The 20,838-nt window shown below is 35.1% G+C and carries 15 protein-coding genes; 13 read left to right on the forward strand and 2 right to left on the reverse strand.

Going from position 1 to position 20,838, the window contains the following annotated elements; translation table 11 throughout:
- Window positions 1-9: 9 nt before the first annotated feature.
- Window positions 10-1,440, reverse strand: a complete 1,431-nt coding sequence (locus ABE34_RS01500) for an ABC transporter permease (protein WP_197139896.1) — start codon at window positions 1,438-1,440, stop codon at window positions 10-12.
- A gap of 432 nt (window positions 1,441-1,872) precedes the next feature.
- Here ABE34_RS01500 and ABE34_RS01505 point away from each other — a divergent pair, with 432 nt between their 5' ends.
- Both ABE34_RS01505 and ABE34_RS01510 read left to right on the forward strand, forming a co-directional pair.
- Window positions 1,873-3,612 (forward strand): ABC transporter ATP-binding protein, encoded by a 1,740-nt coding sequence (locus tag ABE34_RS01505; RefSeq protein ID WP_197139897.1) that lies wholly within the window; start codon window positions 1,873-1,875, stop codon window positions 3,610-3,612.
- A gap of 112 nt (window positions 3,613-3,724) precedes the next feature.
- Window positions 3,725-4,342 (forward strand): thermonuclease family protein, encoded by a 618-nt coding sequence (locus ABE34_RS01510; protein WP_197139899.1) that lies wholly within the window; start codon window positions 3,725-3,727, stop codon window positions 4,340-4,342.
- Between the two features lie 733 nt (window positions 4,343-5,075).
- Here ABE34_RS01510 and ABE34_RS01515 read toward each other — a convergent pair.
- The gene (locus ABE34_RS01515; protein ID WP_197139901.1) at window positions 5,076-5,948 is read right to left on the reverse strand and encodes a glycine betaine ABC transporter substrate-binding protein; all 873 of its coding nucleotides are present in this window, start codon (window positions 5,946-5,948) and stop codon (window positions 5,076-5,078) included.
- Between the two features lie 1,035 nt (window positions 5,949-6,983).
- Between ABE34_RS01515 and ABE34_RS01520 the strand changes: the two genes are divergently transcribed.
- The 11 genes from ABE34_RS01520 to ABE34_RS01570 all read left to right on the forward strand — a co-directional run bounded on the left by ABE34_RS01520 (window position 6,984) and on the right by ABE34_RS01570 (window position 20,642).
- Window positions 6,984-8,477 carry a helix-turn-helix domain-containing protein gene (locus tag ABE34_RS01520; protein WP_197229846.1) on the forward strand — a complete coding sequence of 498 codons (1,494 nt, stop codon included), beginning with the start codon at window positions 6,984-6,986 and terminating at the stop codon, window positions 8,475-8,477.
- Between the two features lie 173 nt (window positions 8,478-8,650).
- Complete coding sequence (locus ABE34_RS01525) at window positions 8,651-9,649, forward strand: HD domain-containing phosphohydrolase (protein WP_197139905.1); 999 nt, start codon at window positions 8,651-8,653, stop codon at window positions 9,647-9,649.
- A gap of 387 nt (window positions 9,650-10,036) precedes the next feature.
- A complete protein-coding gene (locus ABE34_RS01530; protein WP_197139907.1) occupies window positions 10,037-11,755 on the forward strand; it encodes a methyl-accepting chemotaxis protein in 1,719 nt (572 codons plus the stop codon).
- A 169-nt stretch (window positions 11,756-11,924) separates the two neighbouring features.
- Window positions 11,925-12,494, forward strand: a complete 570-nt coding sequence (locus ABE34_RS01535) for a manganese efflux pump (RefSeq protein WP_197139908.1) — start codon at window positions 11,925-11,927, stop codon at window positions 12,492-12,494.
- Between the two features lie 387 nt (window positions 12,495-12,881).
- Window positions 12,882-13,409: a YceI family protein gene (locus ABE34_RS01540; RefSeq protein WP_197139910.1), complete on the forward strand. Its 528-nt coding sequence runs from the start codon at window positions 12,882-12,884 to the stop codon at window positions 13,407-13,409.
- Between the two features lie 251 nt (window positions 13,410-13,660).
- Window positions 13,661-14,587, forward strand: a complete 927-nt coding sequence (locus tag ABE34_RS01545) for an NAD-dependent epimerase/dehydratase family protein (protein ID WP_197139912.1) — start codon at window positions 13,661-13,663, stop codon at window positions 14,585-14,587.
- A gap of 325 nt (window positions 14,588-14,912) precedes the next feature.
- Complete coding sequence (locus ABE34_RS01550; RefSeq protein ID WP_197139914.1) at window positions 14,913-16,202, forward strand: AAA family ATPase; 1,290 nt, start codon at window positions 14,913-14,915, stop codon at window positions 16,200-16,202.
- Between the two features lie 91 nt (window positions 16,203-16,293).
- On the forward strand, window positions 16,294-16,869 hold the full coding sequence (locus ABE34_RS01555) for an RloB domain-containing protein (RefSeq protein ID WP_197139916.1): 576 nt from the start codon (window positions 16,294-16,296) through the stop codon (window positions 16,867-16,869).
- 454 nt (window positions 16,870-17,323) lie between these two features.
- On the forward strand, window positions 17,324-18,967 hold the full coding sequence (locus ABE34_RS01560) for a glycerol-3-phosphate dehydrogenase/oxidase (protein WP_197139918.1): 1,644 nt from the start codon (window positions 17,324-17,326) through the stop codon (window positions 18,965-18,967).
- A 151-nt stretch (window positions 18,968-19,118) separates the two neighbouring features.
- A complete protein-coding gene (locus tag ABE34_RS01565; protein WP_053594785.1) occupies window positions 19,119-19,682 on the forward strand; it encodes a glycerol-3-phosphate responsive antiterminator in 564 nt (187 codons plus the stop codon).
- 156 nt (window positions 19,683-19,838) lie between these two features.
- On the forward strand, window positions 19,839-20,642 hold the full coding sequence (locus ABE34_RS01570; protein ID WP_197139920.1) for an MIP/aquaporin family protein: 804 nt from the start codon (window positions 19,839-19,841) through the stop codon (window positions 20,640-20,642).
- The last annotated feature ends 196 nt before the right edge of the window (window positions 20,643-20,838 follow it).

Genomic DNA, 20,838 nt, shown 5'->3' on the forward strand with positions numbered 1-20,838 from the left:
GATCCCCCTTTAAGACTTCTTCATTTTCGAGCGAATGCGTGGATCGAAAAAGGCATACATAATATCGATGAATAAATTTACGATCGAAATTGTAATAGCAATATAGACGACCCCACCGAGGATAGCTGGAATGTCCGGAATAAACTGCTTATCAACAATATAGCTACCGATACCACTAATATTGAAAACTTTTTCTGTAACAGATGCCCCTCCTAACATCCCACCAAAAAGAAGTCCAATCACTGTAATAATAGGAATCATGGCATTGCGAATAGCATGCTTTGAAATCACTTTAAATTCATTCAAGCCTTTAGCTCTCGCTGTAATAATGTAATCCTCATGTATCACCTCAAGCATACTGGATCTGGTCATACGGGCAATGGAAGCCGTAATGGATGTTCCTAAGACGATAATTGGCATTATTAAAGAAAGCCAGTTTTGAGGATTATATGTAGCTGGGAACCATTGCAGCTTTAAGGCAAACGTTAAAATAAATAGTAAGCCTTGCCAAAAGCTGGGGATGGATAATCCAATCAAGGCGATGAACATAAATGTATAATCCAAATATGAATTTGGACGAACAGCGGAAATAATGCCGACCGGAATAGCAATAGCGATAGCCATTAATAGTGATAGGATGGCTATTTCAAGTGTGACAGGAAACTTGTTTACAATGCTGTGTGTAATAGTTTCTTTCCCTGCAAAGGAAGTACCTAAATCAAATGTGAAGAGACCAGATAATGCATGCCATAATTGAGATAAATATGGCTGATCCAAACCATGAATATGATTAAAGTTAGCAATTTGCTCAGGCGTTGCCGCAACACCAAGTAAATTTCTCGCTGGATCGAATGGTGACAAATACAAAATTGTAAACACTAGTGTCGCGACACCTACAATAACAATGAAACTTTGTAGTATTCGTTCAATGATAAATTGTAGAAATGGATTCGCACACAATAGAAGGACTACATAAAATAAAACAGCCGGTAAAAAAGTAAGAGCAATGAAATTTTTATTTTTAAGTTGCTGATTAAAAAATTGTAAATAAGATGGATCTTCTAAACCATCCTTCAATAAATCTTGCTCTACTAACTGCTGTATTTTTGAATCTGCTAATTTCGAAGCAGTTTCCTGTAATTGTTTTTCTGACATAAATTCATGAAAGAACTTCGCTTTGGCTAATTCTTGCTCAGCAAATTTAAATTGCCATTGTGCGAACAAACCCTTTTCTTTGTAGTACTGACTTCGTAGCTCAAAAGCTTGTTGGTATTGATGTGAATGTTTTCTTTTCCGATAAGATAAGTATGTAAATGGGTGTACTAAAATACTTAAAAGAAAGAGTAGCACATTGTAAGACTTATGGTGCATGAGCTTTTGATAAACTGAAAAAAAGAATACATGTTCCTTAGTTGTAGAATGATCTTTTAAAATAACCATGCATTTCCTCCAGACGTAAATAAAATAATAGATTCCAACGTGTGGACAAAACAACATCAACACACGCGTAGTAGCGACTCATTTTTGTAAGCCATATTGAACAGATTGCAGGGTGAAAGAAGTTGAAGCCTCCGGCGGATGTCACGGAAATCGGAAAGGAGTTCGCAAAGGATGTTAGCCTAAAATCATCGCATCCATGCGATAACGGCTAACTAACCTGCATCGGTAAAAACACCACGTCCTGTGGCATTACCGAAATGACCGACATCGTGTCGGCCTTCGTGCAGGTCTAAGCACAAAGCCGATTCCGGACGCAATTATGCCGAGGCATAATTGATTATTATTTATATTGTATAATTCCTATCAGTATTGTAAAGTATGGATTATACAAATAATTAAGTCAATCACAAAATTTACAAAAGGATGGATTGAATGAGTGAAAAGCTTCTAGAAATAAGCGATCTTCGTGTATCTTTTATGACGGGAGAAACAGAATTTGAAGCCGTTAAAGGCGTTAACTTTCATTTAAATAAAGGTGAAACACTCGGAATTGTAGGAGAGTCAGGTAGTGGGAAAAGTGTAACGGCTCGTTCAATTATGCGACTATTACCATCACCACCTTCATATTTAAAGTCAGGAAATATTTTGTTTAAAGGACAAGAGATTACTTCATTGAGCGAGAAACAAATGGAGACGATCCGCGGACAAGATATTAGTATGATTTTTCAAGATCCAATGACATCTACAAATCCAACTATTCGTATTGGAGAGCAAGTAGCTGAAAGTTTAATAAAGCATCAGTCAATGACCAAAGCTGAGGCCTATAAGCAAACAATAGAGTTATTAAAACTTGTAGGTATTCGAAATGCAGAAGAACGGTATAAACAATATCCGCATGAGTTTTCAGGAGGAATGCGCCAACGTGTTATGATTGCCATGGCACTTGCCTGTCAACCATCTTTACTAATTGCAGATGAACCGACTACAGCCCTTGATGTAACTATTCAAGCGCAAATCCTAAAATTAATGCGAGACATGCAAAAAAAGATGGGCACCTCAATCATATTAATTACTCATGATTTAGGTGTTGTTGCTGGCATGTGCGATCGAATTATTGTTATGAAGGAAGGGGAGATTGTTGAGCAAGGTACAACAGAGGAAATCTTTGAAAATGCTCAACATCCTTATACTAAAAAACTATTGAATGCTTTACCAAAGCTTCATGAGAAAAAGCAGCCTAAGCAAATTACGAATGTACAGCTTGAAATAGATAGAAATAAACCATTAATCGAAGTGACACATCTTTCAAAGGAGTTCGCATTAGGGCGTGGTCAAATGGTAAAGGCTGTCAACGATTTATCGTTTCATATATACCCAGGAGAAACATTAGGTTTAGTAGGTGAATCGGGCTCAGGACAATCTACAACAGGTCGAACGATTTTACAGCTTCATCAGCCTACGAATGGAGAAGTTTTATATCAAGGTGTACCAATTACAAGACTAACGAAAAAGCAGCTTAAAGCAATGCGGCGTCATATGCAAATTATTTTCCAAGATCCATATTCCTCGTTGAATCCTCGAAAAAAAATAGTAGATATTATTGGGGAAGCTTTAGATATTCATAAACTCGTTAAAACGAATGAAGAGCGTCATCAGCGTGTGGCGGAATTACTTGAACTTGTAGGCTTAAACAAAGAACATGCAATGCGTTATCCGCATGAATTTTCAGGTGGACAACGCCAACGTATTGGCATCGCAAGGGCTTTAGCAGTGGAGCCAAATTTTATCGTTTGTGATGAACCACTTTCAGCTCTTGATGTTTCTATTCAAAAGCAGATTGTAGACTTGTTAAAGGATTTACAGCAGCGCCTAGGATTGACATACTTATTTATTGCTCATGATTTGTCTATGGTTAAACATATTAGCGATCGTGTAGCTGTCATGTATGGAGGGAAGATTGTAGAACTTGCAGAAAGTGAGGAGCTGTACACCAATCCACAGCATCCATATACACAAGCTCTATTACACTCAATACCAATTCCAGATCCTGCGATAGAAAAGAAAAAATATATGGATACCGAACATATAGACAAACAAACACATTATGAGATAGAAAATAGTCAACTTGTTGAAGTTTCTCCAAATCATTGGGTTGCTGTTGCAACTACATAACTTGAATGTAGTAGCCTGATATTTTACAATAGAAACATCGTGAAACTTTTAAGGATTCTTTTAGAAGCCTCCTTAAAATGTAATAAAGATGAAGTTGTGAGGGAACTACTACATGAAAATGCAAGATATAAAAACGTTAATTACGAGTGGTACAATCATTCTTGCTGTTGCATTGTATATGATTTTTGGCAGATCACCAGCCCAAGAAAAGGATACAACATCGACTAACCAAGATAGTACTATTTCTATTGAACAGGTTGAAGAAAAAACAGGGAATAAACGCTTTGATGTAGACTTTATTAAAGCATATGATGGTGATACGATTCAGACGACAATAAATGGCAAGAAACAAAAAATCCGCCTATTGATGGTAGATACACCAGAAATGAATTATAAAAAAGGTGAAGCACAGCCTTATGCTGAAGAGGCAAGGGACTACACAATTAAATTGCTACAAAACGCCAAAAAGATTGAAGCGGTTTACGATGTTGGACCAGAAACAGATCATTATGATCGTTTATTAGCCTATGTCTTTATTGATGATGTAATGCTACAGGAATCCTTACTAAAAGAAGGACTTGCAGCAGTGCGCTTTATCCATAAACCAAACAATACGTTTGAAGATGAATTAAGAGAAATTCAGCAAGATGCGGAAAAAGAAAAATTAAATATTTGGTCAAGTGAAAATTACTTCCAAAAAGATGGCTTCCATCCAGAAGTATTAAAATAATGGTTAACAAACAAGGGACTGTCCCAAAAGGTAATGAAAGATGCCTTTTGAGGACAGTCCTTTCTTTATTCAAAAAATATAGATATATAAACCAAAGAAGGTTATTGAGTTTGTTAAAAGCTTTTATAGCAATTTTTTTAATAAACTTATTACCTTGTTGAAATATAAATATATTAACAACTAAACATTTACATTAAACCCCAAACATAAACAGTGATAATATATATTGGATGACTCTGGGATATATCAAACTCTAGACCCTGTACGAGCGGATAGAGTGATCCCGATATCATGATGAATGGCTCATATACTGGCCTAAAGCCTCCTGCCGATTCCTAATCACCAAAGTATACGAGAACAGCCAAAAAATAGCACAAAAGTTTTAAAGTGGTAGTAATGTAAGTAGTTTTATGTATCAGGATTAAATTAAATATATTGAAAGAAGATGAATCAGTGTTAGACAATATTAAATTCTATTTATATGGTGTACTATTTTCATTTCAACTTCTCACGCAATGGCGATATAAAACAAAAAAAAGTCGATTCCATATTGTACTGGAAATCGACTTTTTTAGATGAAATCTGCAAAGGAAATAGGTTTTGACGTTTGACCTAATTCTATAGATAGAATCTTTACGTTCCAATTATCATCAGTGCAGAAGGTATTGTTGTTTTTAACGCTATTCTTCATATGTAAAATCGTTAGACGAGTTTATAAAACTTGCCATTTGTACTATTTTACATCTTTTGTCCACTCTGAAACTTTATCTTCATTGTCTTTGATCCATTTTTTTGCTGCCTCTTTAGGATCATCGCCTTTCATAATATCAAACATCACACGTTCAATATCTTCTGGAGTCCAGTGGAAGTTTTTTAGAACACTATACGCTCCCGGATCATCTTCTTTCAATCCGTTACGTGCAAATGTACCAATATATTCTTCAGTTCCGTATATACCTTTAGGATCGTCCAAATATTTTAAATCAAATGCGTTAAACTTCCAATGTGGAGACCAACCAGTCACGATGATTTCTTCATTATTCGCAATCGCTTGAGTAAGTGCTGCTGTCATTGCGCCTGCAGAAGAGGTAACTACATTCCAGCCTTCTAGGTTTTTATATTCTTTATAAGCATTTTCCGTAGTTGCTGTCATATTTGCTCCTGGATCAATGCCAGTGATCGTTTTACCAGCCTCATCTGTTAAATCTTCGATAGAATTTACGTCCATATAACTTGGGACAACTAAGCCAATTTTTGCACCTGCTAGGTTTTCGCCCAAGTCGTCTATTTTATCCTTGTACTTCTCAACTTGTGGGGCATGTGTTTGTGGTAGCCAAGCTGACACCATGCCATCGACCTCTCCTTTAGCAAGAGCCTCCCACATAATTCCGTTATCCAGTGGTGTTAGTGTTACATTATATCCTAAATCTTCTAGAACTTGACCTACTACGTTTGTAGAGGCAATTTCAGTATCCCATTCAACATAGGCTAAGTTCACTTCATTTTTGTCTTTATTTTTCGTGTTTTCACCTTCTGAGCTACAAGCAGTTAATACTAACATGGCTGCTAAAGCTAATCCTATTTTCATTAATTTACTGAATCTCATAAGATCTCCCTTTCTTTATTATAGGATGATATGTATCTAAAAATTAACAAGTAACAACTTAAAGTTATCAAAAGGTTGTTACTTTTGTCAAATCGACCTTAAGAGGCAGGGTATCAATTATGCCTCGGCATAATAGCGTCCTTAATGGGCTTTGTGCTTAGGTGCATGAGGGCCGACCGACACGATGTTGGTCATTTCGATAATGGCATAGGACTGGGCTGATTTTGAATGAATTTAAATTTGCAACAAAAAAGATTATCAAAATATGTTCGAAAACTAACAAATATTGAATTTAACAATTTTATCGATAATGCTATAGTTTCGATGCCGAGTAAATATAGGTATATGCTTTAGAAGATCTTAGTAGTAAATATAAACTTAATACGCGCGCAATTTACGGTGTTCATGTGTCGAGCGCTTACTTTATAAGTATTATCTGAAGGGGGATGTATCGTAATTTGGTATATCTCTCTTTCTATTTTAATACGAACGGGTAAAAGCCTTTTACATATTCATGAGCTATCTGTTTAGCTCACTTCGAAAGCGCTTAGGACGTTTTATTTCAGGAAAAGACGTTGAGAAACACCCTCTTATGATGGAATTCAGTAGATGAGCTTGTCTGTAGATGAAAAATAGAATTTAACACCCAAAAATAATGAATTTTAGAATTATCAAAATATGTTCAAAAACGAACAAAAACTGATTTTGCTTGTTTTAAAATGCCTGCTATAGTGTAAATATCCTTGAAAACAAGAGGCTTTTTTCACGATTGTATAAAATGAGTGAATTTGATGAAAATAAGCCGTATTTGTAGTTTAAGAGAGTATATAAAGGAAGAGAAATATTCAGTAACACCTTTCTGATTGGCAGCTTTAATGATCTAGAGTAGTTATAAAGTATTATCATGTTTAGTGTCGTAAAAAACGGGAATAGAATGTATTGATAAGAAATAAATATGCTTATCTAATTTCAAATAAATGGTTAATTTATATGACACAGCTAGTGTTTACTGGTGGAAGACATTGAGGTGTTTTTATGTATAATTTTTTGGATCGATTACCTTTGCAAAAGGTGAATATTTTACATCATATTTACAATGAACAGAGGCTGTTTTCAAGTTTAGAATTATCTCAAATGATGGAACTGTCTGAAAGAACAATTTTGAAAATAGTAGATGAGATAGCAATTGATTTAGAATTTATTACTGAATCTGCTGTTATCCAAAAAGAAGAGCATAAGTATTTTCAACTAAATTATAAAGATAATTTTTCTATGAAGACTGTTGAAAGATATTATTTAAAAAACTCATTAACCTATAAAGCTTTTAATGAGATTTTTTACAATAAATTTTATGATGTCAATACGTTTGTTTTGGAAAATTTTACAAGTGTTGCATCCATGTATCGAAGAATTAAAAAAGTTAAGCCATTGTTAGATCAGTTTCAATTGAAGTATACATCTTATGAAAAAGTCAGCCTTGAAGGGACAGAAAAGCAATTTCGTTATTTTTACTTTTTGTTCTACTGGAATTCGTGTTGGGGTGAAGAGTGGCCATTTACGCTAGTTTCAAGAGAAGAAATACTAGATTTAATGAAGGAAGTAGACATAGCCTATTCCGAACAAGTTTTATATTGGCTGGCTATCTGCCTATCACGTGCAAAATTAGGGTGCCTAATCGAATATCATCCAATGTATGCAAGCTTTACGAAACATCATCATAACTATAAGCGATTATCTGGAAAATTAAAGTATATTTTTGGAAAATTCACTGATTTATCAAGTGAAGAAATTGAATTAGAAACAATGTTTTTATTTTCAATCATTAGCTGTATGCGTCCTTATCATAAAACGGATAATACGGTAAGTTTATTGATGAATTTTGCACAACATCATAATCAGGAATTGTTTGTACAAGCAACATTATATTGGATAGAAGTGTTCATCGAGCATTTCTCAGTTACTTTAGATGTAGAAGAATATGGGGCAATCTTTATCAATTTACTGCATCTTCATTATTTTACTTTAACCTTTGCTGGTCCAGCTACTTTATTTAAAGAAGATCTTTATCAAAAGAGATTAGAGATGCATGAAACGGCTCAAATAGAAATTATGAATCAGTTTTATGATCGTCTAATGGAAAATAAGGCCTTCGACATCATATTTGAACGCAGAGAAATATTAATTGGGCGATATCACAAATTATTAAAGCAAACAATTGATATTGCCAATAGAGATACTATTAAAATAAAAATATTTTCAATGATAAATGATGTTCCTTATCTATTTAGTCAAATAAAACGTCTTTTTATCCATGTTGAGTTGTGTTCTAAAGATGAAGAGGCAGAGTTAATAATAACGGATCGCTTATACTTAACTATCAAAAAAGACATAGAAGATATATTTGTATGGAATTCAGTCCCTTCAAAAAGTGATTATGATAGGTTATCAAAAAGACTACAGGAAATCTATTTTACTAAGTATCAACAGCAAAATAAATTATTATTAAAAGCTTTGCTAAGCGAAGTTTAAAGAGGATGAATGGAGGTTGATTCATATTTTTGAAAAGAAAAGAAGAAAGAGATTCATATAAAAATGGGTAACGTTGTAAATAAATGAGGTAAAGCATTTGAAGAAGGTGCATTGTCGGCTAACCGACTTGCTAGTTGCTAATGAATTTAAACAATGGATAAGGGGTCTTCTGAATGTGTAAAAATATACCGAAGGAATTATTATACTATTTAAAATTAGGTGATGCTGTTGTAATCGTTGATGAAAATCAATTAATTATCGATGTGAATCAACAATACGAAACAATGACCGGTTATAAAAGAGAATTTCTTATTGGATTGCCAGTAGAAAGTTTAAAATCGAGCGTAACGCCATTTGTTATGTATAAATCGTTAAGAAGTACATTAAAAAAAGGGCAATCATGGTCTGGGACAATGGTTCATGTCAACAAATCATTAGAGCTAAGATACTCATTTATAACGATTACGCCAATTGAAATAGAGGGAATTATTTATTATATAGGAGTCATGCGCTTAGCAGAACAACTAGTGATAGATGAAGTGAATCAGAAGAAAATAGAGCAAAAGGAGCTATTTCAGTTGTTAGCTCTATCAAGTGAAATGCGCGATGCAAATATAGCAGAACATCTTTTGAATGTGCAAAATTTAGCAGAACAACTTTTGCTAAGCCTCTTTGAAGAAAAAATTTATCATTTATCGTTAGAGTATGTTTGTAAAATTATAGAATACAGTGTTTTACACGACATTGGAAAATCGGGAATACCAGAATCAATCCTGTATAAAACTGGTCCACTAACAGTTTATGAGAAAAAAATAATGGAGATGCATCCACTTATGGGGGTAGATGTATTAAATAAACTATCAAATGAAATGAACAATAAAGTTTTTGATGACAAAAAAATAGCTGAAAATATTATCAAATATCATCATGAGAATTGGGATGGGACAGGTTATCCAATGGGGTTAAAAGGAGAAGAAATTCCTCTTGAAGCGAGAGTAATATCTATAGTCGATGTTTACGACGCTATGGTTAGTGATAGAGCTTATAAAAAAGCTTGGACAAAGGAAGAAGCTCTTTCTTATTTAAAAGAACAGAAGGGTATTAAGTTTGACCCTAAACTAGTAGAATTGTTTATCGAAAAAGTTATTCAAAAAGATAGTATTTTTCTGTAATCCAACTCTGAGATATAGGGGGAATATAACATTGTATTTCCATAATTAATCATTTTTGTTAAAAGCAATTAGGTTAACAAAAATTTTAGATGCTATTTATATAAGTTGATTTTCGTTACAACTAGGAGACTCATTGGGAATTAGCAATAGAGGAAAGAAGGTACTATCACCTCCTGTGATAACGTCCTCTAACTAATATCGTGTTGCTGTCGCTACGCTTTCGCACAGTCCAAAACCTTTTGCTGCCGCTACGCTTTCGCACAGAAAACATGTGTTGGAACGATGCCACAGGAAATCGCACAGTCGGAACGGAAATCAACCTTAGGTTATGGCGATCAACCAATTTTATTATCAATTAAATTAAATGTATTTAAGGTGGAGAGATAAATGAAGTTTTATAAAAACGTATCTTTGGTCGGGAAGTTCGGAATTTTAAATACCATTATGTTGATTGCACTGGTCATTATAGGGTTTACTGGCATAATGGGTGTTGAAAAAATGAATGATAATGCGACATCTTTATATGATGAAAATTTAACTTCTATCTATTTATTAAGTAACATTTCAACGAATCAGCAAAAAATAACGAATCTAAAATTCAAAATTTTCTTTCATTCGCAAGATATAGATGAAAAAATTCAATATTATGAAGAAATAGCATCTATTGAAGAAGAAATTGGTCAATCCTTTAAAGATTTAAAAAAAGTAAACATAGGTAGTGAAGAAAAAAAATTACTGAAGTATTTGGAAGAAGTAAATCAAAGTTATGAAGAAATATTAGAATCCAGTTTTCAACAAGTTACCTCTGATGCGACAGAAGTGGATGCCAATGTATTATTAGAACCGCTATTTGAAAAAGAAAAGCAAAGAGATGATTTGATGGAGCAATTAGAAACAACAACTATCAAAAGTGTCGAATTGAGTAATGAAAAAAATAATAGTACATATAAGAGAACATTGTATCAAAACGGTATTATTATGCTTATCGCTCTACTGTTTAGTACAAGTATTCTAATCTACTTAAGTAGGTATGTTAAAAAAGCAATCTCCAATATTCAGGATGTTGTATCTGGGGTTGAAGATGGTGATTTAACGCGACATGCTGAGGTATTATATCCGGATGATCTTGGGAGAATTACGCAAGGTTTGAACCATTCTGTTACACATATTCAGGAACTTGTCTCTAATGTGAGTAGTACCTCTACACAAATGGGAAGTTTAAGTGAAAATTTAAGTGCAACTATTGAGGAAATTACTGCTTCAATGAATGAAATTGATACAAATTCAAAGGAAGTCGCAATGGGAAGTACTACATTAAGTGCAACAACTGAGCAAATAAACGCGACTGCAATTGAAGTGCTTGATAGTACGGAAAAATTAAATGAGAAAACCAAATATAGTCTTAATTTCTCACAAGAAGTAAAAGAGAGGGCCATTGATATTAAAGAAACAGCTATTCAAGCATTTAGTACAGCTCGTAATCTATATGATGACAAACAAAAGCTAGTTTTAGAAGCGATTCAAGCCGGACAAATCGTATCTGAAGTAAAAGTAATGTCTGACACAATAGCAGATATTGCAGATCAAACGAATTTGTTAGCATTAAATGCAGCGATCGAGGCTGCCAGAGCAGGAGAGCAAGGTAAAGGTTTTGCTGTTGTTGCTGACGAAGTACGAAAATTAGCAGAACAATCATCTGAAACCGTTCATAGAATACAAATTGTTACAAGTGAAGTAGAAAAAGCATTTAAGAATGTATCTACTAATGCTCAAGATTTATTACACTTTATAGACAATAAAGAAACACCTGATTATGAACTTTTCCAAAACAGTGGAATTCAATATGAAGAAGATGCTATGTACTTTAATAAATTAATATCTGAAGTGACAACATTTGTTGGAACAATGAAGTCCTCTATGCTAGAAATACAAAAAGCGATTGAAAATGTATCTACTGTCGCGATGGAGTCATCAGATCATTCAAATGGGATAGCAAATAGTATTTCAGAAACATTACAAGCTATACAACATGTAGCAGAATCATCTGTTCAAACTGCAAGTATCGCTGAAAAAATTTCTCAACAATTAAATAATTTCAAGCTATAGAATAGTAAATAGTACCCGCGTGGCAAGACGTTGAATAAGTTAATTTAAGTCTCCCTCGGGTAATCCCATTCCCTCCGTAAGCAATTCCATTCAACGTATGAATGAACAAAAAAATTTTCCTTTCATATCATATGTGGGAATGGATTTTACGTTATTGAGGAGGAAAGGAATGCATTGGATAGCCATCATTCTTATTGGGATAGCTGCCAACTTAGATAATTTAGGAATTGGTCTCGCTTATGGTATTAAGCGAGTGAAAATACCCGTATTATCCAATGTGGTTATTGCCCTTATTTCAATGATCGTCACATACGTTGCAGTTACAGCTGGGAGCGTAGTTATTGATTATGTCTCTCCAGATTTCGCAAATTTAATAGGAAGTCTTTTGCTTTGTGTTATTGGGATATGGACTTTATTATCTAGTCGCTTGTCTAAACAAGGAATATTAGAAAACCCTGAAGTCTTTGATGAGGATAAAAATTATATTATTTCATTTCGAGAAGCAATGACGCTCGGCTTTGTCTTATCAGCTAACTGTTTAGCCGGCGGAATAGCACTTGGAGCCAATGGCATATCTGCAATATGGACAGTAATCTCTATCGGTTTCTTTTCGTTTATAACAGTAGGTGCGGGTGTTCACTTTGGCGGTTTACTGACAAAGACATTCATAGGAAAACACTCAACCGCTATTTCGGGGTGTTTACTAATTCTTATAGGGATCATTGAAATAATTTCTTGAATATACTAGATTTCTAGTTAGATAAGGAGCTTCCCATTTCATGGGGAGGCTTCTGAGCTGGAGAAATCGCTCAGGTAATACAAAGAACCGCTAAGGTAGAAATAAATCCTAAAAAACAAATCCCTTAAAGCACATATCTTTGAAGAAAAAACTTGATACCTTGAATAATTTTAAAAAATTTTAAATAATAACTTGACGTAAGTAAATTATTAATGTACAGTAAGTTACATAAAGTAAATGATTACTTTTCGTAACTAATATGTACGAAAGAAGTAACTACAAATGTTTATCCGTTAAATTTTGGGGAACATAATTAATGTAGTTGCTTCATATTTTAACATATATCTCGAAATCGAGATAATAATAATTTTATTGGAGGAATTTAAAATGGCAAAATGGAATATTGATTTAGGACACTCAGCAATTAACTTTCAAGTAAAGCACATGATGGTATCAAAAGTGAAAGGTGTATTCGACACTTATTCAGCAAATATCGAAGCGGCAGATCTTGCAGATTTAACAACAGCAAACATTAGCTTTACAATTGATGCAGCAAGCATTAACACACGTAGTGAAGATCGTGATAATCACTTAAAAGCAGCAGATTTCTTCGATGCTGAAAAATATCCAACAATCACATTCAAATCAACAAACATTACGAAAAAATCGGATGATGAATATGCGCTAACAGGTGATTTAACAATTAAAGACGTAACGAAATCAGTAACATTTAATACTGAATTTAATGGTAAAGGTACAAATCCTTGGGGCCAAGAAGTTTATGGCTTTGAATCTGTAACAACAATCAATCGTGAAGAATTCGGCTTAACTTGGAATGCTGCATTAGAAACTGGCGGTGTTCTAGTAGGTAAAGACATTAAAATTGCAGTTGAACTGGAAGTAAGCCCAGCTTAACTTTGTAAAAAATGTGTTCGATACATATCGGGCACATTTTTTTGGTGCATCACCAAAAGTTGTAGATGACTTTTGGTAAAACGTCTATTATGTAAATAAGCTGATCTTCGTTCCGGCTGGGCGACTCCTTGGGGATAATCCATTTTTTTGTATGAGAATTGTTTCTAAAAAATAGCATGATAAATATGTTGTTTGCATAAATTTAGTAATTACTGCATATAAAACATCATATAGTTTTTGGGGGCGATGGGATGAATGTATTAGTGACAGGTGGATATGGTTTTATTGGTAGTGCAGTCGCAAGGCGTTTTTTTAAAGAAGGTGCAAATGTTTATATTATTGATAATTTAAGTACAGGCCATTTACGTAATGTCGACTTTGCGCATAAATCTTATCTTTTAAATGTGGAAGATGAAGTTTGTGAGCATCTCTTTAGAGAAACATCATTTGATGTGGTCATCCATTGTGCAGCGCAAACGAGTGTCCAAAAATCGATCCAAGAACCGGTGAAGGATGTTTTATCGAATATCGTAGGGCTTAGTCAGATGCTCTTCTTATCGTCAAAATATAAGGTAAAGCATTTCATTTTCGCCTCGTCGGCAGCTGTTTATGGAGATAGTCACTATCCTCCAATAGAAGAAACAGATGTTAGTGAACCGATTTCGATGTATGGATTAAACAAAAGTATTGGTGAGTCTTACTGCGAAAAATGGCAAAAAGATTACCGTTTACCAACATTAATTTATAGATTTGCTAATGTATTCGGTCCAGGACAACGTATGCAGGGCGAAGCAGCGGTTATTCCTTGTATGCTAAAAAGCAGTATAGAAGGAAAGCCCTTTACAATTTATGGAGATGGAGAGCAAACAAGAGATTTCATATATGTAGAGGACATTGCGGATGCTATTTATGCCGGTGTACAGGCTAGATTACAAGGCATTTATAATGTATCAACGAATGAGGCATGGTCGATTCATCAAGTCATTTTATTATTGCAGCATTTAAATCATCCTTTAGAAATTCAATATGCTCCTGCAAGAGAGGGAGATATTGAGCATTCGTTTTTAAATAATGAAAAGTTAGCGAAAGCAATAGGGTGGAGGCCAAAAATTTCATTTGCGGAAGGTATAGAGCGTACATTGCAGGCGTTACAAGATGAAAAGATAGTAGAAATATAAAAAGTAAAGACGATTTACTCTTTCATAAAGGGAAAATCGTCTTTTTGTATTTTTAATTACTGATGAAAACTTATCCCTCATCCTAAAGTGTGCATTTTATTATTGGAATTACGCAGGGGCATTACCAAAATGTGTGGTTGATTTCCGTTCCAGCTGGGCGCTTTGTAGCTGTCGCTTTGCTTTCGCACAGAGTATAGGTTTTACTAAAAGTCATCCCCAACTTTTGGTGATGAACCATTACACGGAGTAATAGTTGTTTTTTTTAGGCTATAGTATAATTATTTTTTAAAAGGAATGTTGTGGAATTGAACGGAGGCTTGCAAATATGCTAGTAGATTTTAGAGTGAAAAATTGCCTGAGTTATAAAGATGAAACACTATTTTCAATGGTGGCAGGAAGCCGTATTCGTAAATTAAAGGACACACATACGATGAAATTTGACTCGTTACACCTTGTAAAAAGTGCCTTTATTTTCGGACCAAATGGAAGTGGAAAATCGAACTTATTCACGGCTATAAAAATTTTACGTTCTTTATTGTTTAACTTTGAAAATCTGAATAATGTTAAACAACTACGTTTGCCCTACCAGCCGTTTAAGTTAGGAGGTCAGCAAGGGAAACCAACAGAATTTATGATTTCATTATTCCTAGATGGGGTACTGTACGATTATGAGGTGCAATATAATGCTTCACAAGTACTTTATGAAGGGCTAACTAAAACGACAAAATCTTTGAAAGAGCAGCTCTTTAATAGACAATGGGATGGAACAGAATACTTGTATGAAACTGCGGAAAGCACAGCGCAAGAGCTGACAAAATATACGCGTAATAATACAGCGTTCTTATCAGTATTAAATGTCTTTAATGACCCAGATGCAACGAAAATATTTGATTGGTTTTTACATAAAATATTGTTTTTAGATGAAGCAAATCGGTTATCAAGTCATCCGCTTATTCGTAAACTTGAAGAAGAGCCCTTTAAAAAAGAAGTGATGAAGTTGCTAAAGATTGCAGACTTTTCTATTCAAGATGTGACGGCAAGACGCGTTGAGCGTAGAGAGAAAAATACGATTGGCTATGATTTTGACACGCCAGAGGTTATTCAAGAAGTGGACATCGATTTGCACTATTTATCGTTCGATGAAGAAGGTGCGCCGATCGGGACAGAGACGATCAATTGGACGATGGATTCAAAGGGGACAGTCCGTATGCTGCATTTAGCATGTGTCATGGTAGATGCATACAATAAGGGGAAGACTATTTTTATAGATGAATTTGATACAGCATTTCATGTGTCCATCTGCGAATTTTTAATGGCCATTATGAACAGCAAGCGTAACGTTACGAATCAATTTGTTGTCACAAGTCATGAAATTGATTTATTAGACCAGCCACTTCGTTCCGATCAAATATGGTTTGTAAATAAAAGCTTTAAAAATGAATCCGAGTTATACTCTTTATTTGATTTTGCAGATTTGCAAAAGAAACGTGGAGATATTTCCTATGCCAAGCGTTACTTAAAAGGAGAATTTGGGGCTACACCGGTTATTAATGAATATTTATCAGATCAATATTTAACTTCTTTCAATGGGTATCCAAACACCCCGCTAAAATAGAGGAACTCAGCCGAAGAACACCAAGTCCGGTGGCAATTTATTTGTGCGACAGCCGAGGCATAATTGATAGGAAGTGGGAGGTGTCTGAGCAGTGAGAATACGTCAACAAGGGAATCGAACACTGCGTAAAACCATTTTAATTTATTGTGAAGGAGAAACCGAACGCATTTATTTTGAGCAACTGCGTATTTTAAAGCGCTCCAAACTGGTCAGTGTCAAAATAAAAAACGTTAAACGTTCGGCTATTAAGCTTGCCCAGCATGCCTATCGTGATTCAAGCTATCAATATTCTGATGAGGTTTGGATTGTTTTTGATAAGGATGATTTAACCGAAAAGCAATTAGAGGAAGTGAATGACTTTTGTGAGGATAATAATATTCATATTGCCTATTCAAATGAAGCGTTCGAATTATGGCTACTATTGCATTTTGAAGAGGTTGATATGTCTGAAAAGTATCCTCGTGCAGTATTAAATGACAAGATGGAGCAGCATCTTGGGATAACACGTTATATTCGTCATAAAGCGGATGAATCTGTCATTGCACCTATCGCACTTCGACATGAGGTTGCTATTAAAAATTGTACAGATATGATGGCACTTCGCAAGACAGAAAGCCGTGATAATCCTTATTGCAACATACATGAAATGATACAATACATATTTTAACTTCTTTCAGCGGGTGTTCAAAAACCTGCTGTTTTTACATCTCATCACAAAAGGTGGGAATAACAATTATTAAAAGTATGACATATATTAAGTTGATCTTCGTTACGACTAGGCGACTCCTTTCAATGCGACAATGACAACTAAGATTTATTTATCCTCCACTCAAAAATGTGATAAATAAATTTGTTGTATTGGGGAATAAATAACACCAGAAGCCATGACAATTAAACAGTACATATGAAACGCTCTTAACCTATAAATGATTGAAAAGGGATTTTGTATTTGTATGATTTAGCCTATCGTACTTGCCTTTTCTTTCTAAACACATTACAATGAAGTTAAGTTAATATAAGGTTTGAGCGATTGAGAGACCATTAAAAACATATGTACACTGTGTACATGTGCTTTTAATGGTCTCTTTTTTTTCGTTCTTAAATTAAGGAGGAATTTTATTATGAGTACGGCTTCAGCAATACAACGTCAACAAACGATTGAAGAATTACAAAGTAAAGAATACGATTTATTGGTGATTGGTGGCGGTATTACAGGTTGTGGTATCGCACTTGATGCAATTGCTCGTGGACTATCTGTAGCGTTAGTTGAGATGCAAGACTTCGCCGCTGGGACTTCTAGTCGTTCAACAAAATTAGTGCACGGTGGACTTCGTTATTTAAAACAATTTGAAATAAAAGAGGTTGCAGAATTAGGGAAAGAGCGTGCAATCGTTTATGAAAATGGACCACATGTAACAACGCCAGTTTGGATGTTGCTTCCATTCCATAAAGGAGGCACATTTGGTAAATTCTCGACGAATGTTGGCTTACGTGTTTATGATTTTTTAGCAGGGGTTAAACGTTCTGAGCGTCGATATATGTTAAACCCTGCAAAAACAATGGAAAAAGAACCTTTAGTCAAAGCTGAGGAATTACGTGGCGGTGGTGTTTATGTAGAATATCGTACTGATGATGCACGTCTGACAGTCGAGGTTGCCAAAGCTGCCATCGAAAAAGGTGCTACACTCATTAACTATACAAAGGCAGAAAACTTTTTATATAATGACGAAAAGAAAATTAATGGTATCGTAGTACAAGATTTGATTGCCCAGAACGCATTTAATATTCGTGCAAAAAAAGTTGTAAATGCTGCTGGTCCATGGGTAGATGAAGTTCGTACTATCGAAGGAAAACAAAATGGTAAGCATTTAATTTTATCTAAAGGTGTGCATATCGTTTTTGATGAATCTAAATTCCCACTACGTCAAGCTGTCTATTTTGATACACCTGATGGTCGTATGGTGTTTGCAATTCCTCGAAATGGGAAGACATATGTTGGAACGACAGATACATTTTACGAAGGCGATGCGCGTGACATGAATATTCATCAAGAAGATCGCGATTATATTATGAAGGCTATTCATTACATGTTCCCAAAAGTTAAAGTCACAGATGAAGATATCGAATCAAGCTGGGCAGGTGTTCGCCCATTAATTCATGAAGAAGGTAAAAATCCATCTGAAATTTCACGTAAGGATGAAGTATGGGAATCTCCTTCGGGTCTTGTGACAATCGCTGGCGGTAAATTAACAGGTTATCGAAAAATGGCTGAAACAGTTTTAAATAAGATTGCACAAGATTTAGAGCAACGCTTTAGTATTTCATCAAAACCTTGTCATACAAAGAATATTCGTATATCTGGTGGAGATGTTGGGGGCTCCGAAAACTTAGATGCCTTCGTATCAAAACGAACAAAAATGGGTGTCGAAATCGGATTGTCGGAAGAGGAAGCAAAACATTTAGCGCATCATTACGGTTCAAATGTGGACATTGTTTTTGAATATGCTAAAGAACAGCATCCTGTTTTACCTCAAGGGCTATATGCTCAATTACAGTATGGTATGCATCATGAAATGGTTGTTCATCCAAACGACTTTATGATTCGTCGTACAGCCTATATGTTCTTTAATATCGCCCTTGTTATACAATATAAAGATGCGGTATTAGATGAAATGGCAAAACAATTAAATTGGTCTCCTGAACAACGTGCACAATTTGAAAAAGATTTAAATTTAGAAATAACAAGAGCTACAACTGCATTATAATAAAAAGGAAGGTCGTCTTAATGGCGACCTGACTTTTTAACTTCTTTAAGCCTTTGGCGGATGTCATAGAATCGTCTTTGTGCTAGCAAAAAGACGATTCCAAAAAGCAATTATGTCGAGGCATTATTGATTGATATAAAGGGGAAATCAAATGAATTTCAATAATCAACAAATTATTCCCGCTGCACGAACAGTAAAGCAATTTGATGAAATATTAAATAGTCGATTCGAATACATTGTTCTATTAGAAGTGCATATTAGTTTGCTCATGTCAATAAAACGAGAGGCGGATCGGAACGGTAAAAAATTAATTATTCATGCAGATTTAATTCATGGCTTAAAAACGGACAACTTTGCAGCTGATTTTTTATGCAATGATATCCGTCCGGCAGGAATAATTTCCACGCGTTCTAATATGTTAATAAAGGCAAAAGCTCGTGGGATAATTGCTATTCAGCGTGTCTTTTTAATTGATACGATCGCGCTTGAAAAAAGCTTTTCAATGATTGAATCAGCAAAGCCAGATTATATTGAATTATTACCAGGTATTATTCCTTCTATGATTTCAGAAGTGCACCAGCGTACAAAAATCCCTGTTATTACAGGTGGGCTAGTCCGCACGGCTGAGAGTATAGAAGAAGCGTTATCAGCTGGAGCAGTAGCGATTACGACATCAAATAAGAACTTGTGGGAAAATTTCCAAAAATATTGTTGACTATGTATGTTATTTTCTCTACAATGTACATAAGTTAAAAAGCGCGTGGTTAGGAAAAGGAACCCACATTTATTCATCTGCATTGCAACGTGCAGCTTGTTTAGGTGTGGGTTTATTTTTTTGCTAGGTGTACTATTTACAAAGGGGGCTTTTTGTATGTCAACATTTACAGCTGAACTTGTCGGCACGATGATTCTTATTTTGTTCGGTGGTGGCGTTGTTGCAGGTGTATCACTGCACAAATCGAAAGGTTTTGGCGGTGGATGGGTAGTGATTACATTCGCTTGGGGTCTAGGTGTAGCTATGGCTGCATATGCTGTTGGTGGTATTAGTGGGGCTCATTTAAATCCTGCTTTAACAATCGCGCTTGCTACAATCGGTAATTTCCCATGGGAAGACGTGCCTATGTACATTGCCGCACAATTGATTGGTGCATTTTTAGGTGGGGTACTCGTTTATTTTATGTATTTACCACATTGGAAGGGTACAAAAGATCCGGAAGCGAAACTAGCTGTATTTTCTACAATGCCAGCTATTAAACATCCATTATCAAACTTAATTTCAGAAATGATTGGTACATTTATACTTGTTTTAGGCATTCTAACATTAGGAACAAATACAATTACGGATGGCTTAAATCCATTTCTAGTTGGTATGTTAATTGTAGTCATCGGGATGGCATTAGGAGGTCCTACTGGTTATGCGATTAACCCTGCACGTGACTTAGGTCCACGTACTGCGCACTTTTTCTTACCAATCCCAGGTAAACGTGACTCAGGGTGGTCATACGCATGGATTCCAGTTGTAGGTCCAATTATCGGTGGTACATTCGGTGCCCTATTTTTCCAGCAAATTTTTGAGGGGGAAAATAGCATCGCCTTTTGGGTATTAGCTATTATCGTGGTTATTATTTTTATCAGTGCTCAAATGACAGTGAATAATATTAAAAGTGAAGAATAAGTAAATATCAATTATGCCTCGGCATAATTGCGTCTGGAATCGGCTTTGTGCTTAGGCCTGTACGAAGGCCGACACGATGTCGGTCATTTCGGTAATGCCACAGGACGTGGTGTTTTTACCGATGCAGGTTAGTTAGCCGTTATCGCATGGATGGGATGATTTTAGGCTAACATCCTTTGCGAATTCCTTTCCGATT

The organism is Lysinibacillus sphaericus (assembly GCF_015844675.1).
In the GTDB taxonomy this organism is placed as follows: domain Bacteria; phylum Bacillota; class Bacilli; order Bacillales_A; family Planococcaceae; genus Lysinibacillus; species Lysinibacillus sphaericus_E.

Bases quoted from the DNA above. Each gene is read 5' to 3' on its own strand.
- ABE34_RS01530 (WP_197139907.1), top strand. From the start codon at position 10,037: ATGAAGTTTTATAAAAACGTATCTTTGGTCGGGAAGTTCGGAATTTTA.
- ABE34_RS01545 (WP_197139912.1), top strand. From the start codon at position 13,661: ATGAATGTATTAGTGACAGGTGGATATGGTTTTATTGGTAGTGCAGTC.
- ABE34_RS01525 (WP_197139905.1), top strand. From the start codon at position 8,651: ATGTGTAAAAATATACCGAAGGAATTATTATACTATTTAAAATTAGGT.
- ABE34_RS01500 (WP_197139896.1), bottom strand. From the start codon at position 1,440: ATGGTTATTTTAAAAGATCATTCTACAACTAAGGAACATGTATTCTTT.
- ABE34_RS01535 (WP_197139908.1), top strand. From the start codon at position 11,925: ATGCATTGGATAGCCATCATTCTTATTGGGATAGCTGCCAACTTAGAT.
- ABE34_RS01560 (WP_197139918.1), top strand. From the start codon at position 17,324: ATGAGTACGGCTTCAGCAATACAACGTCAACAAACGATTGAAGAATTA.
- ABE34_RS01550 (WP_197139914.1), top strand. From the start codon at position 14,913: ATGCTAGTAGATTTTAGAGTGAAAAATTGCCTGAGTTATAAAGATGAA.
- ABE34_RS01515 (WP_197139901.1), bottom strand. From the start codon at position 5,948: ATGAGATTCAGTAAATTAATGAAAATAGGATTAGCTTTAGCAGCCATG.
- ABE34_RS01520 (WP_197229846.1), top strand. From the start codon at position 6,984: ATGTATAATTTTTTGGATCGATTACCTTTGCAAAAGGTGAATATTTTA.
- ABE34_RS01510 (WP_197139899.1), top strand. From the start codon at position 3,725: ATGAAAATGCAAGATATAAAAACGTTAATTACGAGTGGTACAATCATT.
- ABE34_RS01540 (WP_197139910.1), top strand. From the start codon at position 12,882: ATGGCAAAATGGAATATTGATTTAGGACACTCAGCAATTAACTTTCAA.
- ABE34_RS01565 (WP_053594785.1), top strand. From the start codon at position 19,119: ATGAATTTCAATAATCAACAAATTATTCCCGCTGCACGAACAGTAAAG.
- ABE34_RS01570 (WP_197139920.1), top strand. From the start codon at position 19,839: ATGTCAACATTTACAGCTGAACTTGTCGGCACGATGATTCTTATTTTG.
- ABE34_RS01505 (WP_197139897.1), top strand. From the start codon at position 1,873: ATGAGTGAAAAGCTTCTAGAAATAAGCGATCTTCGTGTATCTTTTATG.